This window comes from Blautia sp. MB18-30 (assembly GCF_023669475.1).
Classification (GTDB): domain Bacteria; phylum Bacillota; class Clostridia; order Lachnospirales; family Lachnospiraceae; genus Blautia_A; species Blautia_A fusiformis.
Genome location: NZ_JAMOYY010000010.1, coordinates 72,057 through 92,611, shown reverse-complemented (window position 1 = coordinate 92,611; position 20,555 = coordinate 72,057). Strand labels below are relative to the sequence as shown.

The 20,555-nt window shown below is 46.9% G+C and carries 16 protein-coding genes and 7 tRNA genes; 17 read left to right on the top strand and 6 right to left on the bottom strand.

The window, feature by feature from the left end; all coding sequences use genetic code 11:
- From yfcE to NCY57_RS06695, 7 genes are all read left to right on the top strand, one after another.
- The gene (yfcE, locus tag NCY57_RS06725) at positions 1-543 is read left to right on the top strand and encodes a phosphodiesterase (RefSeq protein ID WP_022426532.1); all 543 of its coding nucleotides are present in this window, start codon (positions 1-3) and stop codon (positions 541-543) included.
- Complete coding sequence (locus NCY57_RS06720) at positions 540-1,697, top strand: THUMP domain-containing class I SAM-dependent RNA methyltransferase (RefSeq protein WP_015526018.1); 1,158 nt, start codon at positions 540-542, stop codon at positions 1,695-1,697. Before yfcE ends, NCY57_RS06720 begins: the two co-directional genes overlap by 4 nt.
- Positions 1,694-2,278: an XTP/dITP diphosphatase gene (locus NCY57_RS06715; protein WP_110103311.1), complete on the top strand. Its 585-nt coding sequence runs from the start codon at positions 1,694-1,696 to the stop codon at positions 2,276-2,278. Before NCY57_RS06720 ends, NCY57_RS06715 begins: the two co-directional genes overlap by 4 nt.
- Complete coding sequence (locus tag NCY57_RS06710) at positions 2,275-2,754, top strand: metallophosphoesterase family protein (RefSeq protein ID WP_021650292.1); 480 nt, start codon at positions 2,275-2,277, stop codon at positions 2,752-2,754. Before NCY57_RS06715 ends, NCY57_RS06710 begins: the two co-directional genes overlap by 4 nt.
- Before the next feature lie 237 nt (positions 2,755-2,991).
- Positions 2,992-3,573, top strand: a complete 582-nt coding sequence (locus NCY57_RS06705; protein ID WP_118608104.1) for a hypothetical protein — start codon at positions 2,992-2,994, stop codon at positions 3,571-3,573.
- A complete protein-coding gene (locus tag NCY57_RS06700) occupies positions 3,570-5,201 on the top strand; it encodes a GH3 family domain-containing protein (protein ID WP_114002198.1) in 1,632 nt (543 codons plus the stop codon). Before NCY57_RS06705 ends, NCY57_RS06700 begins: the two co-directional genes overlap by 4 nt.
- Before the next feature lie 2 nt (positions 5,202-5,203).
- Complete coding sequence (locus tag NCY57_RS06695) at positions 5,204-7,747, top strand: histidine kinase N-terminal 7TM domain-containing diguanylate cyclase/phosphohydrolase (RefSeq protein WP_059086788.1); 2,544 nt, start codon at positions 5,204-5,206, stop codon at positions 7,745-7,747.
- Between the two features lie 68 nt (positions 7,748-7,815).
- Here the strand turns inward: NCY57_RS06695 and NCY57_RS06690 are convergent, their stop codons facing one another.
- Complete coding sequence (locus NCY57_RS06690) at positions 7,816-8,589, bottom strand: hypothetical protein (RefSeq protein WP_173758581.1); 774 nt, start codon at positions 8,587-8,589, stop codon at positions 7,816-7,818.
- A 262-nt stretch (positions 8,590-8,851) separates the two neighbouring features.
- Here NCY57_RS06690 and NCY57_RS06685 point away from each other — a divergent pair.
- The 7 genes from NCY57_RS06685 to NCY57_RS06655 all read left to right on the top strand — a co-directional run bounded on the left by NCY57_RS06685 (position 8,852) and on the right by NCY57_RS06655 (position 9,507).
- Positions 8,852-8,926: transfer RNA gene (locus NCY57_RS06685), tRNA-Pro, on the top strand.
- A gap of 27 nt (positions 8,927-8,953) precedes the next feature.
- Positions 8,954-9,024 (top strand) — tRNA-Gly (locus tag NCY57_RS06680).
- Positions 9,025-9,042: 18 nt separating this feature from the next.
- Positions 9,043-9,116: transfer RNA gene (locus tag NCY57_RS06675), tRNA-Arg, on the top strand.
- A 5-nt stretch (positions 9,117-9,121) separates the two neighbouring features.
- Positions 9,122-9,195: transfer RNA gene (locus tag NCY57_RS06670), tRNA-His, on the top strand.
- 10 nt (positions 9,196-9,205) lie between these two features.
- Positions 9,206-9,277 (top strand) — tRNA-Gln (locus NCY57_RS06665).
- A gap of 10 nt (positions 9,278-9,287) precedes the next feature.
- Positions 9,288-9,360: transfer RNA gene (locus NCY57_RS06660), tRNA-Lys, on the top strand.
- A gap of 67 nt (positions 9,361-9,427) precedes the next feature.
- Positions 9,428-9,507 (top strand) — tRNA-Leu (locus NCY57_RS06655).
- A gap of 194 nt (positions 9,508-9,701) precedes the next feature.
- On the opposite strand, the gene NCY57_RS06650 is transcribed toward NCY57_RS06655, so the two are convergent.
- The 3 genes from NCY57_RS06650 to NCY57_RS06640 form a co-directional block, all read right to left on the bottom strand.
- Positions 9,702-10,748 (bottom strand): transglutaminase domain-containing protein, encoded by a 1,047-nt coding sequence (locus tag NCY57_RS06650; RefSeq protein ID WP_250789572.1) that lies wholly within the window; start codon positions 10,746-10,748, stop codon positions 9,702-9,704.
- A 147-nt stretch (positions 10,749-10,895) separates the two neighbouring features.
- Positions 10,896-12,782, bottom strand: coding sequence for an ABC transporter ATP-binding protein (locus NCY57_RS06645; protein ID WP_250789576.1), 1,887 nt, complete (start codon positions 12,780-12,782; stop codon positions 10,896-10,898).
- An 11-nt stretch (positions 12,783-12,793) separates the two neighbouring features.
- Positions 12,794-14,545, bottom strand: a complete 1,752-nt coding sequence (locus NCY57_RS06640) for an ABC transporter ATP-binding protein (protein ID WP_118368619.1) — start codon at positions 14,543-14,545, stop codon at positions 12,794-12,796.
- A gap of 262 nt (positions 14,546-14,807) precedes the next feature.
- On the opposite strand from NCY57_RS06640, the gene NCY57_RS06635 reads away from it, so the two are divergent.
- A complete protein-coding gene (locus NCY57_RS06635) occupies positions 14,808-15,197 on the top strand; it encodes a metal-dependent transcriptional regulator (RefSeq protein ID WP_021650299.1) in 390 nt (129 codons plus the stop codon).
- A gap of 54 nt (positions 15,198-15,251) precedes the next feature.
- On the opposite strand, the gene NCY57_RS06630 is transcribed toward NCY57_RS06635, so the two are convergent.
- On the bottom strand, positions 15,252-16,196 hold the full coding sequence (locus tag NCY57_RS06630; RefSeq protein ID WP_129974606.1) for a DMT family transporter: 945 nt from the start codon (positions 16,194-16,196) through the stop codon (positions 15,252-15,254).
- Between the two features lie 139 nt (positions 16,197-16,335).
- Positions 16,336-17,568 carry an argininosuccinate synthase gene (locus NCY57_RS06625; protein ID WP_015526007.1) on the bottom strand — a complete coding sequence of 411 codons (1,233 nt, stop codon included), beginning with the start codon at positions 17,566-17,568 and terminating at the stop codon, positions 16,336-16,338.
- A 527-nt stretch (positions 17,569-18,095) separates the two neighbouring features.
- Between NCY57_RS06625 and argC the strand changes: the two genes are divergently transcribed.
- Both argC and argJ read left to right on the top strand, forming a co-directional pair.
- The gene (argC, locus tag NCY57_RS06620; protein ID WP_015526006.1) at positions 18,096-19,136 is read left to right on the top strand and encodes an N-acetyl-gamma-glutamyl-phosphate reductase; all 1,041 of its coding nucleotides are present in this window, start codon (positions 18,096-18,098) and stop codon (positions 19,134-19,136) included.
- Positions 19,137-19,237: 101 nt separating this feature from the next.
- Positions 19,238-20,461, top strand: a complete 1,224-nt coding sequence (gene argJ / locus NCY57_RS06615) for a bifunctional glutamate N-acetyltransferase/amino-acid acetyltransferase ArgJ (RefSeq protein WP_173739782.1) — start codon at positions 19,238-19,240, stop codon at positions 20,459-20,461.
- The last annotated feature ends 94 nt before the right edge of the window (positions 20,462-20,555 follow it).

Below are 20,555 nucleotides of genomic sequence, written 5' to 3'. Positions count from 1 at the left end.
ATGAAATATATGTTTGCGTCCGATGTACATGGTTCGGCATATTACTGCCGGAAAATGCTGGAAGCATATGACAAGGAGAAGGCGGAGAGACTGGTGCTTCTGGGAGATCTGCTTTATCACGGACCAAGAAATGACCTTCCGAAGGAATACGCACCAAAGGAAGTCATCCGCCTTTTAAATGAGAGAAAAAACCAGATCTATGCAGTACGCGGAAACTGTGAGGCAGAGGTGGATCAGATGGTCCTGGACTTCCCGGTTATGGCAGATTACTGTATCCTTGCCATCGAAGGAAAAACGATGTACGCCACACACGGTCATATCTATAATAAGGATAATCTTCCGCCGATGATGGACGGAGACATTCTGATCCACGGCCATACACATGTGCTGAAGGCAGAAAATATGGGGAATTATATCCTTCTGAACCCAGGTTCCGTATCCATTCCAAAGGAAGGTAACCCGCCGACCTATGCAATCCTTGAGAACGGAATTTTTACCATTAAAGATTTTGAAGGAAATACAGTACGGGAGATCACTTTATGAATCTGTGGGAATTAACGGCGCCCTGTCATTTTGGAACAGAGGCGGTGCTGAAGCGTGAAATACTGGATCTTGGCTATGAAGTGACCAGGGTGGAAGACGGAAGAGTAACCTTTGAGGCTGATGCCCAGGGTGTGGCAGACGCCAATCTGTTCCTTCGTACCACAGAACGTGTGCTTCTGAAAATAGGCGAAGTAAAGGCCGAGACTTTTGATGAGCTTTTTGAAAAGACCAAGGCTCTCCCATGGGAGAATTACATACCGAAAAACGGTAAATTCTGGGTAGCCAAGGCAAACTCCATCAAAAGTAAGCTTTTCAGTCCATCTGATATCCAGTCCATTATGAAAAAAGCCATTGTAGAGCGTCTCAAAGGCATCTACGGGATTTCCTGGTTTCCGGAAGATGGTCCGGAATTTCCTATCCGTGTGGCCTTTATGAAAGACGTAGCTCTGATCGGAATCGACACTTCAGGAGTATCCCTCCATAAGAGAGGGTATCGCCAGATGACTGTCAAGGCACCTATTACCGAGACGCTTGCCAGTGCTCTTTTGATGCTCACTCCCTGGAAAAAGGACCGTATTCTTGTCGATCCGTTCTGCGGAAGCGGCACCTTTCCTATTGAGGCGGCAATGATGGCAGCGGATATGGCGCCGGGACTGAACCGTCATTTTCTGGCCGAGAGCTGGGAGCATCTGATCCCGAAGGAATGCTGGGAGGATGCAAGAGAAGAAGCCAGAGAACGTGTAAATCTTGATATTGAAACCGATATCCAGGGCTTTGATATCGATGCAGCTGCCATCAAGGCAGCACGCGCCAACGCAAAAATGGCAGGAGTGGACAGACTGATCCATTTCCAGCAGCGCCCGGTCAGTGAACTCCGCCATTCCAAACCCTTTGGTTTTATCGTGACAAATCCGCCATATGGTGAGCGGATCGAAGAAAAATCCAATCTCCCTGCATTGTACCGTGAGATCGGTGAAAGCTATAAGGGGCTGGATCGCTGGTCCATGTATCTGATCACTGCCTATGACAAGGCAGAGAATGACATCGGCCGAAAGGCAGATAAAAACCGTAAGATCTATAATGGAATGATGAAAACCTACTATTACCAGTTTCTTGGACCACGTCCGCCGAAGAAAGGAAGTATTAAAGAATGAAAAAGATCATTTTTGCTACCGGAAATGAGGATAAAATGAAGGAGATCCGAAGGATACTTGCGGATCCTTCTCTGGAGATCCTTTCCCTGAAGGATGCCGGGATCCATGCGGATATTGATGAAAATGGAAAAAGCTTTGAAGAAAATGCCATGATCAAGGCAGAAGCAATCAGTAAAATGACTGGCGAGATCGTTCTGGCAGATGATTCCGGTCTGGAGATCGACTATCTGAACAAAGAGCCGGGAATCTATTCCGCACGCTATATGGGTGAGGATACTTCTTATCATATTAAAAACGCAAACCTGATCCAGCGTCTGGAAGGTGTACCTGATGAGAAACGTACTGCACGTTTTGTATGTGCTATTGCGGCAGCTTTCCCGGATGGCAGAAGAAAGACAGTCCGTGCTGCCATGGAAGGCCGCATCGGCTACGAGGAAAAAGGGGAGAATGGCTTTGGCTATGACCCGATCTTTTATCTTCCGGAATATGGCTGTACTTCCGCAGAGCTTTCCATGGAAGAAAAGAACAGGATCAGCCATCGTGGAAAAGCTCTTTGCCTTATAAAGGAAGAGCTTGTATGAAGGTGCTGATCGTAAGCGATACTCACGGAAGAGATGAAAACCTGGAGATCGCGATAAATCGGGAGGCTCCTTTTGACATGCTGGTACATTGCGGAGATGTGGAAGGCAGAGAATTTTATATCGAAGCCCTTGCAGAATGTCCCTGCAGTATTGTGTCCGGAAATAATGATTTTTTCTCGGATCTTCCGAGAGAAGATGTGATCGAGGTCGAGGGAAATAAGATTCTGGTAACTCACGGTCATTACTACGGTGTATCCATGGCCTTTGATCAGCTGGCAGAAGCTGCCCGCTCAAGGGGATGCAATGCGGCTTTTTTCGGACATATCCACGTACCGGTTGTTGAAAAGGAAGCAGGTGTGCTTCTGGTAAATCCCGGAAGTCTGGCTTATCCCAGACAACGGGGACGCCGTCCAAGCTATGCAGTAATGGAGACAGATGGAAAGGGCGAAATGCACGTAGAGATCCGTTACCTCTGATTCCGGCAGAAAAAACAAATAAACTGTCATAATTGATAAAATTTGTGCCAATATTCAGCATATATTAGTCAAAAACGATTGCGAAAGTCAGCTATGTGCTATATAATGAACAAGTAGTTTTTTTTAGTAATATAGAGCATTCTTTAGGGTACTGACCATGAATGGGTCTCGTTCCTGAGAATGCAGCAGAGCGGAATGAGAAGGTCCGCTTTACATAAATGAAGGGGGAAAATACGCATGACTGCGGTTATTATAGGGAGTATCGGCTTTTTATGCTGCTTCCTGTATGATCATAACAGTATCCGATTGAAAAAAAGCTTTCTTCATCCGTTTTTTAGCATAGGATGTTTCCTGATCGCAGTGTCAACAGGTCTGGTGATCCGGAGCTGCTGGCCGCGGCGGGGAAGTTCTTTTTTTATTTCTGCTGTTTTTCTGACAGCAGCGATCCTGTTTCTGGGACTGTTGATCTATACATTGTTTTTTGCGCTGCCCTTTGATGAGACATATGTCAAAGAAAATCATGAAAGGCTGGCCTATACAGAGGGTGTTTATGCACTCTGCCGACATCCTGGCGTTCTGTGGTTCGCCGGATTTTATTTTTGCCTGGCCGGATTTCTGGGATCCGGGAAGGCAATGGGGGCTTTTGGGGTCCTTATTGTGTGGAATATATTGTACATTTTTTACCAGGACAGGATCGTGTTTCCGGAAACATTCAGTAATTACGGAGCGTATCAGCAGACAACTCCCTTTCTGATCCCAGACCGAAACAGTACAGCTGCCTGCATAAAAACATGGCGAAAAGGGGGGAAAAGGCGGTGAGTCTTGGCGAAAAGCTTCGAAAACAGCAGTATGATGCTATCTGGAAAGAATATTGCGGATTTCTTGATCTGACAATGCAGGATTACATGAAGATCCAGAATCGTCTGATGGAAGAGCAGATCCAGCTCTGGTCAGACTGTGAACTGGGCAAAAGCATTCTGAAGGGCAGGAGACCGTCCGGGATCGACGAGTTCCGTCGGCTGGTACCTCTTACCACTTATGAGGATTATGCGGATATGCTCCTCCAGAAGAGAAGTGAAACTCTTCCGGGGAATCCGATCATCTGGATACAGACGACCTGGGAAGGCGGACGCCATCCGATAAAGGTAGCACCATACACAAGAAGTATGCTGGATACCTACAGGAACAATGTAGTTGCCTGCCTCATATTAGCTACAAGCCGTGAAAAGGGCAAATTTGATGTGGAGGAAACGGACAAGATTCTTTACGGACTGGCACCGTTGCCTTTTGCTACCGGCCTTTTTCCACTGGCGCTGAAAGAAGATATCGACATCCGTTTTCTTCCGGAAGTGGAAGATGCGGTAAATATGAGCTTTGGTGAGCGGAACAAAGAGGGCTTCAAGATGGCCATGAAACAGGACGTGGAATTTTTCTTCGGACTTGGAAGTGTGGCCTATGCAGTAAGCCAGAGCCTCACCGGAAGCGTATCATCAGGAAAAAGCAAAACCTCCTTTTCGGAACTTCTGCAGTATAAACCAAAGATGCTGAAAAGGATCCTGAATGCCAAAAAGATCTGTAAGAAGGAGAAACGGGAGCTTCTTCCGAAAGACCTTTTTCACCTGAAGGGATTTATGGTGGCAGGAACCGACAACCAGTGCTATAAGGATGATCTGGAGGAAATGTGGGGAGTTCGGCCCATGGAGCTTTTTGCAGGAACGGAACCTTCCATTATAGGAACCGAGACCTGGACCAGGAACGGAATGTACTTTTTCCCGGATACCTGCTTTTATGAATTTATCACCGAAAAGGATATGCTCCATAATTATGAGGATCCCACGTTCACTCCTCCGACCTATCTTATGGATGAGGTTGTTCCCGGGGAGAAATATGAGCTTGTGATCACTGTGTTGAAGGGCGGAGCCTTTGCCAGGTACCGTGTGGGAGATATGTATCGATGCGTGGGTCTTACCAACCAGGAGGATCGGACACAGATCCCAAGATTTGAGTACATAGACCGTGTTCCGTGGATCATTGATATCGCAGGCTTTACCAGGATTTCGGAAAATGGTATCAAAAGTGTGATCCAGCTGTCCGGGCAGCCGGTTACGGATTGGATCGCAGTGAAAGAATATAATGAGAAAAAACGCCCATATCTGCATCTTTATATAGAAGTAAAAAAAGAAGCGCTGATGTATCAGGCTATGAGCACGGATATTCTGAAAGAACTTCTGACCACGTATTTCAAATATATCGATCAGGATTACCGGGATCTGAAGAAAATCCTGGGAATGGATCCCCTTGTGGTGACCATCCTGCGCTGTGGTACCTTTCATCTGTATGAGTCCAGAAAAGGACGGAAACCACGGCATATGAGCACTCCTTATTATGAGGTGGCGGAACTTTTGAGACTGCAGGATGAAATCGGATTCGGGAATATGAGGAAGTAACTATGGAAAGCTATATATCATTTTCAATCATTTCAGTTTTTTTCTATACATTTATGATACTGACTCTTCTGGCTGGTAAGCGCAGCCGGATCATCAACAGTTTCATGTGTGTGCTGGGAGGAATGCTCTGCTGGACGTTGGGCTCTTTTCTGATGCGTATGGAGGCAGGACCCTCTTACATCCTGTGGTATTATGTGTCTCTGGCCGGAATCCTGTTTCTGCCATATTTTTACTATGTGTTCATCAGTGAATTCATGGGAGTGCGTATGGGCAGAAAAAGCAAGATCCCATTGCTTTTGATGCTGCTGCTTTTTGCAATCAACATCCCGGGCGGGATCATCCTGCGCTGGCCGGATCTGATCCGTAAAAACGGTGGTGCGCATTTTGTTTATAAGATCACACCCTGGTTCCTTCTGTTCTTTGTGGTGGCAGGAATCACCATTATTCAGATCTTTATCACCATGTACCGCGGATGCCGGAGACATCCCGGATACCGCAAACAGATCGAACCGATCCTTGTGGGGATACTGATCATTTTTGTGGGAAACCTTGCGCTGGCAGTGCCGGTATTTTCCGGATTCCCCATCGATATTGTCAGCGGTCTGATCAATGCTGTCCTGATGCTTTATGCACTGACCAGAAGACGGCTGTTCCAGATGCGCCGTCTTGCGTCAGATGGGGTTTGCTTTGGTGTGGGCGTGGTCCTGACGGTAGTACTGTTTATCAATCTTTCACCGTACCTGATGAGTTATATCCGAATGCTGCTCCCTGCAGCCAGTGAGTATCATGTGCTGATCTTTTCTTTCGTTTTTCTTATATCTGCATGGCTGGTCACAGTGCTGTGGAAATGTCTGATGAACAATGTTTTTATCAAAAAAGAGATCCAGCAGTCTCAGGAGCTGAAAGATTTTAGCCAGTCAGTATCCAGGACACTCCGGGTAGGAGAGATCCTGCGCAATACGGTAAATGTGTTGAAGGAAACTACCAATGCAGGACGGATCTATATTTGTCTGAGAGACAAAAAATCAGGGGAATATCAGGCTGTTTACAGCAACCGTCCGTTGAACGATCTGACCTTTTCACTGAAAGCGGATAATCCGGTGGTCACCTGGCTTACCAGAAATGAGGACTGTGTGGTGATCCGGGATTTTCGTTCTTCCACAGCCTACAAATCCATGTGGGAGTCGGAAAAACATATGTTTTCAGAGCTGGGTATCGAATACTGTGCAGGTCTTCGCCAGAATGATGATCTGGCCGGGATTATTGCGATTTCCGGTGACGGACACAGGAATCTGAACCATAATGATCTGGCCATGCTGTCTTCGGTCAGTTCGGTAGCTTCCATTGCCATCAAAAATGCCAGACTTTATGAGGCGGCATGGACTGAGGCAAGGACCGATGAACTGACGGGCCTTCTGAACCGGAAATATTTTTATGAGATCCTGGATGAGGAATACGAAAAAAATAAAGAGGGTTCGCTTGCACTGATCCTGTTCAATATTGATGATTTCAAGCTGTACAATCAGCTGTACGGAAATCAGCAGGGAGATGTTGCACTTCGAAAGGTGGCAGATATCATCCAGGCAAGTGTGGGAGAACAGGGATATGTGGCACGTCACAGTGCCAAGGAATTTGCGGTCCTGATGCCAAATTACGATATTTTTTCCGCCAGAAATCTGGCAGAATCCATACAGAAGCAGATCCTGCATATGCGCAACGATTCTGCAGACTACAAGCTGAAGATCCTTACGGTAAGCGTGGGGATCAGTGCGGCGCCTTATGCGGCACGCTCAGCAAAGGAGCTCTTGGATAATGCGGACCTGGCAGTATATCATGTAAAGCGCAGCGGTAAAAACGGCATCGAGATTTTTGACACCATGCTGAAGGAAAGCCTGGATGAAGAAAATGCGGGTAAGAAATCCGATCATGAACATATTTATCAGTCCTATGAATCCACGATCTATGCGTTGACTGCAGCCATTGATACCAAAGATCATTATACCTTCGGACATTCCAACAATGTGGCTTATTACGCAACAAGTCTTGCGAAGGCGCTGAACTATACAACGGAAATGGTGGAGATCATCCGTCAGGCGGCGCTTCTTCATGATGTTGGAAAGATCGGGATCCCGGAGCATATCCTGAACAAGGAAGGCAAGCTTACGGATGAAGAGTATGAGATCATGAAAGGTCATGTGGAGGCGTCCATCGGGATCATCCGTCACCTTCCGTCGCTGGATTATGTTATCCCTGCGGTTATCGGTCATCACGAACGTTATGACGGAAACGGCTATCCAAGGAGGATCGCGGGAGAAGATATCCCGGCATCTGCAAGGATCCTCTGCATCGCAGATTCCTTTGATGCCATGACATCCAAACGTTGTTATAAAGAACTGATGCCAGCGGAAAAAGCTCTTCGGATCATAAGAGAAGAGGAAGGAAAACAGTTCGATCCGGATATGGCGGAGGTATTTATCCACATATTTCGGGAAGGAAAGATCCATCTGGCAGAACCGGCGGAGTTGAAACGGGAAGAAAAAGCATAAAGAATATTAAGATTACGGGTCTGACAAGCTATGTCAGACCCGTTTTTGTGAAGAATATGAAGAAAGCTTTATTTATCATCTCCGGTAAGGCGAAGTACATCCCGGATCTCATCCACATTCATATCCAGGATCACGGCAAGCTCATCAATGGTGAATTTGGTGGCGTCATCATCGTCTGTGAGTTCTTTAACCGCAGCCTCCAGGTTTTCTACCTTGGATACCAGATAGTCGTCACGGAATTTCTGCTGTGTCTGTTCCTCGATGGCATGAAGGATCCCACTGCGGATACGACCACGCATCCAGGTATCGTTTTTTTCCTGTGGGTCAGTCTCTTTGAGAGACGCCAGAAGGGCCAGATTTGCCTCCTGAATGAGATCGGCCAGGTGGATTTCCTCACAGTTCAGTTCAGCGGCCATCTGGGCTGCCTGAGCCATGTAGAACTGTGTCAGTGCACCTTCGGCAGCAGTGTCACCCTTTGCAAAGGCATGAAAGAGGGACGCAAGATCATCCGGATCAAGTCCTTCCGGGGAAAAGCTTTCCATATAGTCACTGAGATAAGCCTGTTCTTCGGCAGTAAGAGCAGCACGGGTACCCGGAAGCTCGTCCTTGTCGCTGGATTCGGATGAAACAGCATCTGCTCTGGCAGCGCCGGCAGCTTCATCGGCGCCTTCGATGGTGATCCCCTTTAATTTGAGATACTGCAGGATCTTTACAAGCTGTGAAGTGCTCAGATCCGATTCATCGAAATGATCACGGATCTGCTGCTGGGAGAGCTGCTTATTGTTTTCCTCAGCGATGGCACAGATGTCATTAAGCTTCTGCTGAAATAATTTTATATCCATGTAAAAACATCTCCTTATTATTTGCTTTTTTTCTTGACTTTAATTATGGTTTCATGATACCATAAGCCAGTCGCAAATGACAAGAAAACCTTTAAATAGGCGGAAAAAACGTGAAAAAAAGTTTTTTTAAAAAAATTCAAAAAAGGTGTTGACATTTGTAGATTGCTATAATATAATATCACTTGTCGTCAGGCAGGAAACGAAAACGAAACACAAACGAAGACGACAACAACTTAATAAAAACCATAAGTAAATGGTACATCGGGGTGTGGCTCAGCTTGGCTAGAGCGCCTGGTTTGGGACCAGGAGGCCGCAGGTTCGAATCCTGTCACCCCGACTGCTGTAAACTTATTACCGCAAGCATGCGGGTGTAGTTCAATGGTAGAACACCAGCCTTCCAAGCTGGATACGTGGGTTCGATTCCCATCACCCGCTTCTCTGAGAAGAGAGCATGTGTCTGTAGCTCAGCTGGATAGAGCAACGGCCTTCTAAGCCGTGGGTCGGGGGTTCGAATCCCTTCAGGCACGTTGTGGTGGGTATAGCGCAGTTGGTTAGCGCGCCAGATTGTGGCTCTGGAGGCCCAGGGTTCGAATCCCTGTATCCACCCTTCGCCCATTGGGCTATCGCCAAGCGGTAAGGCACAGCACTTTGACTGCTGCATTCGCTGGTTCGAATCCAGCTAGCCCAGTCCTTTTTATGGGGTATTAGCTCAGTCGGTAGAGCACTTGACTTTTAATCAAGTTGTCCGGGGTTCGAATCCCCGATGCCTCATTAGCGGAAAGCATTTGCTTTCCGTTATTTTTTTATCATCAGACAGGATGAAAATATAATTGAATATGCGGATATGGCGGAATTGGCAGACGCGCTGGTTTTAGGTACCAGTGGGCAACCGTGCAGGTTCAAGTCCTGTTATCCGCATCAGAAAAGAGAGAGACTTTCTGTAAATTTTGAATTTATGGAAGGTCTTTTTTATTATGGACACTTATGTAATATCCAGGACAGAAATGCTACAGATCATGAGCAATATGTCTGTAGCATTCTTACTATAGAAATTTTTAGCTGAATCAAGCTGTCATCTACATTGAATCAGAATAACCGCTTGATAAATGACCCTACAATTTCTCCCCTTCATTCACTTCCTCAATAAACACCTTCCCTTCCGCCTGCTGTTCCGCAAAATGAAATCGAAGTACAGCCTGAGGCCAGTTGAGTGTGATGATGGCTTTTTTGTCCCGTGTCTTTCCTGCGGCCTGGATCTGATCTACAAGGTCTGCGAGGACTTCGCGGGTGAGATATCCGCCTCGCCAGTGGAAGGTGAATTCGCGGCCTTTTTTTGCAGCCTGGAGGGCACGTTTGTATACGTCTTCCAATTTGGTGAAGGACAGCTTTTTCTCGCGGTAATAAAAGTGGTTTCCATCCGGGCAGGGAGGTGCCGGAGCGATCAGTGGTTCATGGTCACGAAAGATGTTTTTGTCATCCAGATTAAAATAATCGTAACGGATACTGGTTGAGCCGTCTTCGTTTTTGCCCAAAGTATTATCGAAAGTGGCATCCAGATGATAGTACTGTCCGTTGATCCGGACGATGTTCCAGGTATGACGGTATTTGATCCCTTTTTCCGGATTGTTCCCGCAGATGGCGATAATACACCATACACCAAGGGCATCACAGAGGACCTTTACGGATTTGGCGATTCCCTCGCAGACACCGACACCATGGCCCAGAGGCCCGATGATCTCGTGGGAATATGGCTTTTTCAGCTTGTCGTAGCGGATATTTTCACAGATGAAGTCATGGACATATTTTTCCTTATCCCACTCGGAAAACTTCATGGCGGTGCGCACAAGCTTGTCTACGCGGGCTCCCAGGGCTTTCTGATGCTCCCGGATTTTATTTTTGTCGAAGATATATTCAGGGATCAGTATCAGATTTGGCGAGTCCTTGTAATAACGGTATTTAAACCCCACAGCCCAGAAAATCTCCGGGTGATCCAGACGAAGCTGGAAAAATACATCATAGAGCCAGTTTCCATCGGTGGTTGGTACCTGCGGGATCAGGAACTCGTCAGAAAGCTCCATAAGCCCGTGAAGCATTGCACGGTACACATTTTGTTTATCTTTCGACATTTTGCCGTAGTAATATTCTTCAGTTTGTTTCATATATAAAAATACGGAGACTCCTTTCCGGAAAAATAGATTTCAATCAAAGATTATAGCATAAAAAAACATGCAGGACTATCAGAAAAGATACACCCTGCATGTTTTTGGTATTGAATATTTTAGATCGAAAATAACTGTGAGCCTGGATCAGCCGTTATACAGCTGATAATACCGGCCCTTCTGTGCAAGCAGCTCCTCGTGGGAACCACGCTCGATGATGTGTCCCTGCTCCAGGACCATGATGCAGTCACTGTTGCGTACTGTGGAAAGTCTGTGGGCGATCACAAAGGTCGTCCTGCCTTCCATCAGCTTATCCATACCATCCTGTACAAGCTTTTCGGTACGGGTATCAATGGAGCTGGTGGCCTCGTCCAGGATCAGGACGGGCGGGTCTGCAACGGCTGCACGGGCAATGGAGAGAAGCTGTCGCTGGCCCTGACTTAAGTTTGCACCGTTTCCGCGGAGAAGGGTATTATAACCCTGCGGAAGCCTGCGGATGAAACCGTCGGCGTTGGCAAGCTTTGCTGCTGCGATAACCTCCTCATCTGTGGCATCCAGCTTTCCGTAGCGGATATTTTCCATAACGGTTGCTGTGAACAGGTTGGTATCCTGAAGAACGATGCCCATGGAGCGTCTGAGATCATCTTTTTTGATCTTGGTGATGTTGATGCCGTCATAACGGATCTTACCCTTCTGAATGTCGTAAAAACGGTTCAGAAGATTGGTGATGGTGGTTTTTCCGGCGCCGGTAGAGCCTACAAAAGCAATCTTCTGGCCTGGCTGTGCATACATGTTGATGTCATGGAGAACGATCTTGTTGGAATTATAACCAAAGTCTACATCCTCCAGGACCATATCACCCTTCAGCTCGATATAATCAGTGGTACCCTCAGCTTTGTGGAAATGCTTCCATGCCCAGCGGCCGGTACGTTTGTCGGATTCGGTAAGAACACCGTTTTCCTCTTTGGCATTGACGAGAGTAACGTAGCCTTCATCCACTTCCGGCTTTTCATCCAAAAGATCAAAGATACGTTTTGCACCTGCAAGAGCCATAACAATACTGTTGAACTGCTGGCTGACCTGGTTGATAGGCATGTTGAAGCTCTTATTGAAGGTCAGGAAGCTGGCAAGCCCGCCAAGTGTGAAGCTGCCGATGCCGTTGATAGCAAGGATACCGCCCACCATGGCGCAGATCACATAGCTGACATTTCCAAGCTGTGCGACCACAGGCATCAGGATGTTGGCGAAACGGTTTGCATTGTCTGCGCTGGTGAAAAGCTGGTCGTTCAGTTCATCAAATTTACGGATGCTTTCGTCTTCATGGCAGAAGACCTTGACAACCTTCTGACCCTCCATCATCTCTTCGATATAACCATTGACAATACCAAGGTTGGTCTGCTGCTCCAGGAAATATTTTCCGCTTAAGCCTGCAAGCTTCCGGCTGGCAGTCATCATAATGGCAACCATAAGCAGGGTAACTACAGTAAGCGGAACATTCAGGATCAGCATACTTACAAGAACACTGATGATGGTGATCACACTGGAAAGCAGCTGCGGAAAGCTCTGGCTGATCATCTGGCGCAGGGTATCAATGTCGTTGGTGTAAATGGACATGATATCGCCGTGTGCGTGAGTGTCAAAATATTTGATGGGAAGCGTTTCCATCGTTGCAAACATATCGTTTCGGAGGTTACGTAAGGTTCCCTGGGAAACATTGATCATGATACGGTTATAAGTATAGGTGGCAATAACACCAATGGCGTAAAAGCATGCCACACGTGCGATGGCTGCAGCCAGAGGCCCGAAATCCGGTGTATCTGCTGAGAGAAGCGGTGTGATATACTGGTCGATCAGGGTTTTCATGAACATGGTTCCCTGTACATTGGCAAGAACACTGACAAAAATGCAGATCACCACGATCACGATATGGATACTGTAGTTTTTAAAGATATAACGGGCAAGGCGTCCCAGAAGCTTTCCCGGCTGCTCCGGTGTTCCCATACCCCTTGGGCCAGGACCGCCCGGGCCTTTCATGTTCTGTTTTTTCAAGCCGGCTCACCTCCCTCGTCAAAATCACCGGCGCCGCCGGTCTGTGAATGAAATACTTCCTGATAAATGGCGTTGGTCTTAAGAAGCTCCTCGTGGGTACCAAAACCGTTGATCTCACCGTTATCCATAACGATGATCCGGTCCGCGTTCTGGATGCTGGAAACACGCTGTGCGATGATCAGCTTGGTGGTATCCGGGATCTCCTCGGCAAAGGCACGGCGGATCCTTGCATCTGTGGCAGTATCTACCGCACTGGTGGAGTCATCCAGGATCAGTATCTTCGGCTTCTTCAGAAGAGCGCGGGCAATACAGAGACGCTGCTTCTGGCCTCCGGAAACATTGGAGCCGCCCTGTTCAATGAAGGTATTGTATTTGTCAGGCATTTTTTCGATGAAATCATCGGCACAGGCAAGCTGGCATGCGCGGCGGCATTCCTCCTCAGTGGCATTTTTGTCACCCCATCGGAGGTTTTCCAGAATGGTTCCTGAGAAGAGTACATTCTTCTGAAGAACAACGGAAACCTGATTTCTGAGAGATTCCAGATGGTATTTACGGACATCAATGCCTCCTACGGAAACAGAACCATCCGTTACGTCATAAAGACGGCTGATCAGGTTGACAAGGCTGGATTTTGCACTTCCGGTACCACCGATGATCCCTATGGTCTCGCCGGAGCGGATCGAGAGATTGATATCCTTCAGAACGGGTTCCTGACTGTCTTTCTTATAGCTGAAATTTACATGATCGAAGACGATACTTCCGTCTGGGACATCTGTTACCGGATCCTCCGGATCTGTGATGTCAGCAGTATCATTGATGACTTCCGTAACACGCTCTGCGCTGGCAATACTCATTGTCACCATAACAAAAACCATGGAAAGCATCATAAGGCTCATGAGAATGTTCATGCAGTAGGTGAGAAGGCTCATAAGCTCACCGGTAGTAAGGGAGCTGCCTACGATCATTTTGGCGCCGAGCCAGCTGATCCCCAGGATACAGGCATAAACGGTAAACTGCATCAGGGGCATGTTCATGACAACGATCTTCTCAGCACTTAAGAACATTTCGTATACTTTGTTGCAGGCTTTCTGGAATTTGCTGATCTCGTAGTCTTCGCGGACATAGGCCTTGACAACGCGTACAGCGCCGATGTTTTCCTGGACACTTGCGTTCAGGTCGTCATATTTACGGAATACGGCCTGAAAATATACCGTTGCTTTTCTCATGATAAAGATCAGACAGCCTCCCAGGAAGATAACAGCGACAAGGTAGATGCTTGCAAGCTTTGCATTGATAAGAAATGCCATGACCATGGCACAGATCAGACTGGCCGGTGCACGGGTACACATACGAAGGATCATCTGATAGGCGTTCTGCAGGTTGGTCACATCAGTGGTAAGACGGGTGATCAGGCCGGCAGTGCTGTATTTGTCGATGTTGGAAAAAGAAAAGGTCTGGATATTGGTGTACATGGCTTTTCGGAGGTTTCTGGCAAAGCCTGTGGAGGCCAGTGCTCCGTATTTTCCTCCCATGACGCCGGACCAGAGTCCGCACAGGGCAAGAGCTACCATAACTGCACCCATCCGATAGATATGGCCGATATTTCCGGCTTCCACACCCTTATCAATGATGGAAGCCATGGCCAGGGGGATCAGAGTCTCAAAGAGAACTTCCAGGATCATGAAAAAAGGCGTGAGAAACGATGCCTTTTTAAACTCCCTGACCTGGGCCAGAAGGGTTTTGAGCATAAAAAATCTCCTTTCTTTACTGTTCAAAAGACAGCACTACTGGAAAGGATTCCGGGCTGCTATAGAACAGATATATTGTTCAGCTACTATTATCGGGGAAATTATTTTTAATGTCAAGATAAACATGTGCGAAATGCTTGACACAACATCCTTTAAGCGGTATATTAAAAGTTAATATTCGCCTGTAGAACAGGGAAGAAATGGGATTCAGATCCCTTTAGAGGGTCTATATAGAGTTAAATTTTTGCAGGGAGGATTTTATATGGAAATCAGACAGTCAGCGGAGGATTATCTTGAGTCAATTCTGGTTTTATCCAAAAAAGGCGGAGGAGTCCGTTCCATTGATATTGCGACCAGACTTGGTGTTTCCAAGCCAAGCGTCAGTCACGCAATGAAGCTTCTTCGTGAGGATGGTTATATTGCTATGGACCGTTACGGTACCGTGACACTTCTGGAGAAGGGGGCAGAGATTGCCAATCAGATTTATGAGCGTCACATTGTTCTTGCCAGGATGCTGGAGGGACTTGGGGTTCCGGCAGAGATCGCAATGGAGGATGCCTGCAAGATGGAGCACGACATCAGCCAGGAGAGCTTTGAGAAGATCAAGGCACATTATAATAACTTTATTAAGAAGGAAGAAACAGCAGACTAAGAAACATGCAGACAGGCAGCCGGAAGGTAAAATACCAAACCGGCTGCCTGTTTTTTATTTATTATCTTTTTCTTTTTCCGGCAGCTGTGCCAGGATGATGGCTGCAAACATGATGACACATCCAAGGAGCTCTTTTATGGAAAGCTTCTGATCCAGGAGCACCCAGCCTGCAAGCACGGAGATGCAGGATTCAAGAGAAAGGATCAGAGAAGCAACTGTGGGATTCACATTTTTCTGGCCTACGACCTGCAGGGTGTAGGCAACACCGCAGGACATCACACCAGCATACAGGATCGGCAGCCAGGCAGTGAGAATGGAAGAAATCTGCGGATGTTCCAGAATAAGTGCCGGGATCATGGACAGGATCCCGCAGACCAGAAACTGGATACAGGAAAGCTTTACACCGTCTGCCTTCGGGGAAAAATAGTCAATCACCAGAATGTGCAGGGAAAAGAGAAAAGCACATACCAGCACCAGAATATCTCCGAGGCCAATGGAAAATCCGTCTGTGATGCAGAGAAGATAAAGTCCGACCAGTGCCATGACAACGGCTGCCCATATAAAGGGACTGCATTTCTTTTTCAGGAAAATTCCGATGATCGGGACGATGACAATGTAGCAGGCGGTGATGAAGCCGGCTTTTCCTACTGTTGTGTACTGGATACCAAACTGCTGGAAGCTGCTGGCAGCAAAAAGAGCAAATCCGCAGGCAATGCCGCCCAGCCACAGGTCACGGCTGTTATATGGCGTGGGGGATACAGCTTTTTCTGAAGGGGTTGATGAGGATTCCGGTATTGCGGAGTCTGTGGCAGCAGAGGATTTATTTCCGGAACGGTTCAGGATAAAGAGCACCGGAACCAGGACAGCGGCGCCGATCAGGGAACGGACGCCGTTGAAGGTGAAGGGGCCGACATATTCCATGCCGACACTCTGGGCAACAAAGGCGATTCCCCAGATCGTTGCGGCCAGAAGCAGGCAGAGAGAATTTTTCAGAGGCATTTTCTGTGAGTTCATGATAAAAAATCCTTTCGTTTATTAGGTATTATGTGATCAAAGCAGTATATAACAAAAGACCCCGGGGAACTTATATAGCTTCCCGGGGCATTCTTATGATCTGTCGGAACAATGTCCAACAAAATTAGTTCTGATTCTGGTTATTCTTAACTTCTGCAAGCTTCATGGCACGAACCTTCAGCGGCAGACCGAACAGAGTGATGAATCCGTCTGCATCATGATGATCATACATATCACCGGTTGTGAAGGAAGCAAGAGACTCATTGTAAAGGCTGTACGGAGAGGTTGTACCATTCTTGATGATGTTTCCTTTGTAAAGCTTGAATTTAACCTCACCGGTAACATATTTCTGAGTGGACTCAACAAATGCCTGGATAGCCTCACGGAGAGGTGTGTACCATTTTCCTTCGTAAACAACCTGTGCAAACTGGCTGCCAAGCTTTTTCTTGGCTTCCATTGTCTCACGGTCAAGGATCAGCTCCTCAAGCTGGTCATGTGCTGCCATCAGGATCGTTCCGCCAGGAGTTTCATAAACGCCACGGGATTTCATACCAACAACACGGTTCTCAACAATATCAACGATACCGATGCCGTTCTCACCGCCAAGCTTGTTCAGCTCTGTGATGATCTCGGAAACCTTCATTGCTTTTCCGTTGAGTGTTTTCGGAACACCCTGCTCGAATGTCATGGTGATCTCAGTTTCTTTATCCGGAGCCTTCTCAGGTGTTACACTTAATACAAGCATGTCATCATAGTTCGGAGCCTGGGATGGATCCTCAAGCTCAAGTCCCTCATGGCTGATGTGCCAGAGGTTTCTGTCACGGCTGTAGCTGTGACTTGCATCAAATGGAAGAGTGATGCCATGAGCCTTACAGAACTCGATTTCATCTTCACGGGACTGCATGGTCCACAGATCTGTCATACGCCATGGAGCAATGATCTTGATGTCCGGAGCGAGAGCCTTGATGCCAAGCTCGAAACGGATCTGGTCATTTCCTTTACCGGTAGCACCATGGCAGATAGCAACGGCACCCTCTTTACGTGCGATCTCAACCAGCTTCTTGGCAATGACCGGACGAGCCATGGAAGTTCCGAGAAGATAGGAATGCTCGTATACAGCACCAGCCTCTACACACGGCATGATGAAATCATCGCAGAACTCATCGACGATATCCTCGATATATAATTTGGAAGCACCGGACATTTTGGCTCTCTCTTCAAGACCGTCCAGCTCGTTTCCTTGTCCGCAGTTTACACAGCAGCAGACAACGTCATAATCAAAGGTTTCTTTCAGCCACGGGATAAGGGCTGTGGTATCAAGACCACCGGAATACGCTAAAACAACTTTTTCTTTCATAATATATGTCCTCCTGGGATTTTTTTGATTTTGTATCGCTCCGGACATTTCCGGGACGGTGAATTTTTTTACGTTATCTGGAAAAAATTATGCTGTTTTATAACTTTACCAGAGTGAATAAATATTCATGTACAACAAAACAAAATTTTCGGCTGTCCTGTCGACATGGCTTAATATACACCAGATTTTATAAATATGCAAGAGATAATTTGAAAAATATGAAAAAAATTTTGCATAAAAATGCATCTGAAAGTAGGTGATATTATAAGAAAATACAGGAAAAACAGAAAAGACCATGAAAAATCAAAGAAAATGACTATTGCATAATATGCAGAGAAGATGTATAATCTATCCATTGATAAGATGGACATATGAGCTGGCAGTACAGACAGGTTTAAGATGTCCGTCTGACCTGTGCAGAAGATTCAGATATCAGAAGACATAAAAAAGAGGCATAAATAAGAATAGCAAGCGCTTCTGCAGGGTGTATTAAGCCGTAGGAAAACGGCAGAGGAGGAATGTGAAAGATGATTAAAGCAGGAATTATCGGTGCGACAGGATACGCAGGAAATGAGATCGTAAGACTTCTTCTTGGACACAAGGACGTTGAGATCAAATGGTTCGGCTCCCGAAGCTACATAGATCAGCAGTATGCAGATATTTATCAGAATTTTTTCAGGCTGGTGGATGCCAAATGTATGGATGACAACATGGCTGCACTTGCAGATGAGGTGGATGTGATCTTTACCGCAACACCACAGGGCCTTTGTGCATCCCTTATTAATGAAGAAATCCTTTCCAAATGTAAGGTGATCGACTTAAGCGCAGATTTCCGTATTAAAGATGTGAAAAAATATGAGAAGTGGTACGGAATCGAGCATAAGGCTCCGCAGTTTATCGAGGAAGCTGTTTATGGCCTCTGCGAGATCAACCGTGAGGATATTAAGAATGCAAGGCTGATCGCCAACCCGGGATGCTATCCGACATGCTCCACACTGTCTATTTATCCGCTGTTAAAGGAAGGCCTCATTGATCCGAATACCATTATCATTGATGCCAAGTCCGGAACCTCCGGAGCAGGAAGAGGAGCCAAGGTTCCGAATCTCTACTGTGAGGTAAACGAGAGCATCAAAGCTTACGGTGTTGCCACACACAGACATACACCGGAGATCGAGGATCAGCTTGGATATGCATGCGGACAGGAAGTGATGATCAATTTTACCCCGCATCTTGTTCCGATGAACCGTGGAATCCTGGTAACAGCATATGCCTCCCTGACCAAGGATGTTACCTATGAGGAAGTAAAAGCAGCCTATGACAAATATTATAAAGACGAGTTCTTTGTACGTGTCCTGAACAAGGATGTATGCCCGCAGACAAGAAATGTAGAAGGCAGCAATTTTGTGGACGTGAACTTCAAGATCGATCCGAGAACAAAGAGAGTCATCATGATGGGCGCTATCGACAACCTGGTAAAGGGTGCAGCAGGACAGGCTGTTCAGAACATGAACCTGATGTTTGGATTTGACGAGAACGAAGGACTGAAACAGATTCCGATGTGCCCGTAAAACAGGCAGATCACAAATAAAATATGGGGGATGCAGAAGGACTTTAAACGAATGAACTGCGATATTCGATTTGGCATCACCATTGAGAGGAGATATATAATATGAAGATCATCGACGGCGGCGTTACAGCCGCAAAAGGTTTTAAGGCAGCGTCAACTGCAGCAGAGATCAAATATAAAGGCCGTACCGATATGGCCATGGTATTCAGTGAGGTTCCCTGTGTGGCTGCAGGAACCTTCACGACCAATGTGGTAAAAGCAGCTCCTGTAAGATGGGATCAGGACATTGTATATAATCACCCGGGTGCAAGAGCTGTGATCTGCAACAGCGGAATCGCCAACGCATGTACCGGTGAGGAAGGATTCGGCTATTGCAGGGAAACCGCCAAGGCAGCATCCGAAAGCCTTGGGATCCCGGAAGACAGCGTACTGGTAGCATCCACAGGTGTCATCGGAATGCAGCTTCCCATCGACCGTATCGCAAACGGAGTAAAAGCCATGGCACCGAAGCTTGCGGGAAGCCGCGAGGCAGGCCTTGAGGCAGCAAAAGCCATCATGACAACAGATACCGAGAAGAAAGAGGCAGCGGTAGAGATCGAGATCGGTGGAAAAACCGTAACGGTAGGCGGTATGTGCAAGGGCTCCGGAATGATCCACCCCAACATGTGCACGATGCTTGGATTTATCACCAGTGATGTGGATATCTCAAAGGAACTTCTTCAGGAAGCACTCAGCGAGGATATCAAGGACACCTACAACATGGTATCCGTTGACGGCGATACCTCCACAAACGATACTGTCCTTCTCCTTGCAAACGGACAGGCCAGCAATCCGAAGATCACAGAGAAAAACGCAGATTATGAAGAGTTCAAAAAAGCTCTTAACTACGTAAACACAACCCTTGCCAAAAAGATCGCAGGTGACGGAGAAGGCGCAACTGCACTCTTCGAGGTCAAGGTCATCGGCGCAGCCACCAAGGCAGAAGCCGTAACCTTAAGTAAATCCGTAGTAACCTCTTCCTTAACAAAGGCAGCCATTTACGGCCACGATGCAAACTGGGGAAGAATCCTCTGCGCCCTCGGCTACTCCGGCGTCCAGTTCGATCCGGAAAAGGTAGATCTCTACTTTGAGAGCAAAGCAGGAAAGATCAAGATCATTGAAAATGGAGTTTCTACAGGCTACAGCGAAGAGGAAGCAACTAAGATCCTCTCAGAAGAGGCAGTGACAGCCATCGCGGATATGAAGATGGGAGATGCATCCGCAACTGCGTGGGGATGCGACCTCACCTATGATTACATAAAGATCAATGCGGATTATCGTTCTTGATGTAAGAGCTTTGTAGAATGTTTTTTATGGTGGATTTTAGTTGTAGTTTTGTTTCAGTTTGTAAGCTGAGAAAACCCTTAGGGGGAGCGAGCTC